At 64.4% G+C, this 1,721-nt stretch carries 1 protein-coding gene; it reads right to left on the reverse strand.

Translation table 11 applies throughout. The features are described 5' to 3' along the window. A partial coding sequence (locus tag ABD169_RS16000; RefSeq protein ID WP_344033612.1) for an Ig-like domain-containing protein occupies window positions 1-1,365 on the reverse strand: 1,365 nt, incomplete at its 3' end. Window positions 1,366-1,721: the final 356 nt, after the last annotated feature.

The following is a 1,721-nucleotide window of genomic DNA, read 5'->3' on the forward strand; positions in this document are numbered from 1 at the left end:
GGTGCCCAGGGGGTCGCCGGTCGCGATCGAGCGGAGTTCGATCTTCGCGTTCGGGTTCGAGGTGCCGGTGAAGGTGATCGTGCCGGCGTTGACGCGACCGTTCCTCGCGGGAGTCGCCACATCGAGGTCATCAGCGGCGGGCGCTGCTACCGTGAAGTTCAACGCCGAGGCGGTGTCTTTCGACGCGTATTGCCGCACCATGAGGGATCGGGCACCCGGAGTCAGTTCCTCGGTCATCGAGACCTGCCAGGTCCCGTCTGCGTCGACCGTCGTCTGTGCGAGCTCATCGTTGTCTTCGTCTTCGATGCTGATCACGGCATGCGGTGCGCCGGTCCCGCTGAAACTGAGGTTCTTCCCCGACACCAGCGCATCCATCTCAGGGGTCAGGACACGCAGCGCAGCCTCAGCGACATATCGCACCTTGGAGTTCGCTCCGACCGGGATTCCGGTGCCCGCGGTCACTGTGAACGACCCATCATCGACGGGCCCGTTCAATGAGTTCTCGTCGTCGGCTGCCAGCGTGAACGAATTGCTCACGTGCCCGTTTGCCGGGACGGAATAGGGTGTGTCGGTGACGGTCAGGGTCCGGCCATTGTTCGAGAGGGTTCCGGTGAAGCTCCCTGTCTGTCCGTCGCTCTTCGTGTACGAGACGGTGGCGTTTCCGAAGGTTGTTCCCGAGGGGGCCGTGATCGTGAACGTGGTGGTGCCCGAGGTGCTGGTCCCGCTGGCGTTGCCCACCCGAATGGTTGCGGTCTCAGTAGCTCCCGCGCTGATGGTGGGGGTGGCGGTCTGCGCCATGATTCCTCGGGACGTGTAGGAGATCGCCGCAGCTACTGCGTCAGGAATGTCTGAATTGGGCGTGATCTGCAGCTTCCCGTCGCTCACCACACCATTGTTCACGTTGTCGGTGTCTGCTTGGAGGGTGAAGATGTTCCGCACTGTTCCGAGCGCCGGAATGGAGTAGCGTGCGCTGGTGAAGGTCAGCGTTTTGCTGTCGCCGGAGAGCGTGCCTCGCTCGGTTCCTGCGGGCTTTCCGGTGGTGCGGGTCCTGAACGTGTTGCTGGTGAACACGGTGCCGCTGGGTGCGGTGACCGTGAACTCGATCTCTGCGGAGGTGGCGGTGCCACCGGAATTCGAAAGGGTGACGGAGACATCACCGCTCCCGCCCGGGGCCAGTGTCAGTGATCCGGTCTGCGCGGCCGTCACGCTCGGAGCAGTATTCCCGGCACGGACCTCGGCCACGGGCGCACCGGAAGGTGCGTCCTCAGCCGAAGCCGCGGTCGCGCTGAAGCTGGCCCCGGTGAACACGACCGCTGCGGTCAGGGTCGCCGCACCGAGTCGGCGCATCTGGTGTCGTTTCGACATGTTTCTCTTCATCTCTTGGAATCGTCTTTCATTGGCTCGTACCTGGCAAGCACGAACCGTCTCAGGAGGAGACATCGCCTGCGTCTTCCGGCCGGGGTGGCAGATGGGTGGGGCGGCACCGGGCGCGATCGCGCCCGCAGGAGCCGGCCCGTTTGCGGCAAAGACGCAGCGCGGCGGTGCCGGGTGCTCGAGCCGGTATGTCTCGAGCACCCGGCCCCGCCGGTGTCTGTTCGGTTGTGTGTTGCGCTCTTCCCGGGTTAGCGGACCTGGAACGTGTGGTCGATGTGCGTGCCGCCGTTCACCACGCGAATGGTGTACGTCATTGCGACATCGAGGCGCTTGTTGACATCAACGCT

The sequence above is a fragment of the Leucobacter iarius genome (genome assembly GCF_039530105.1).
Classification (GTDB): Bacteria; Actinomycetota; Actinomycetes; order Actinomycetales; family Microbacteriaceae; genus Leucobacter; species Leucobacter iarius.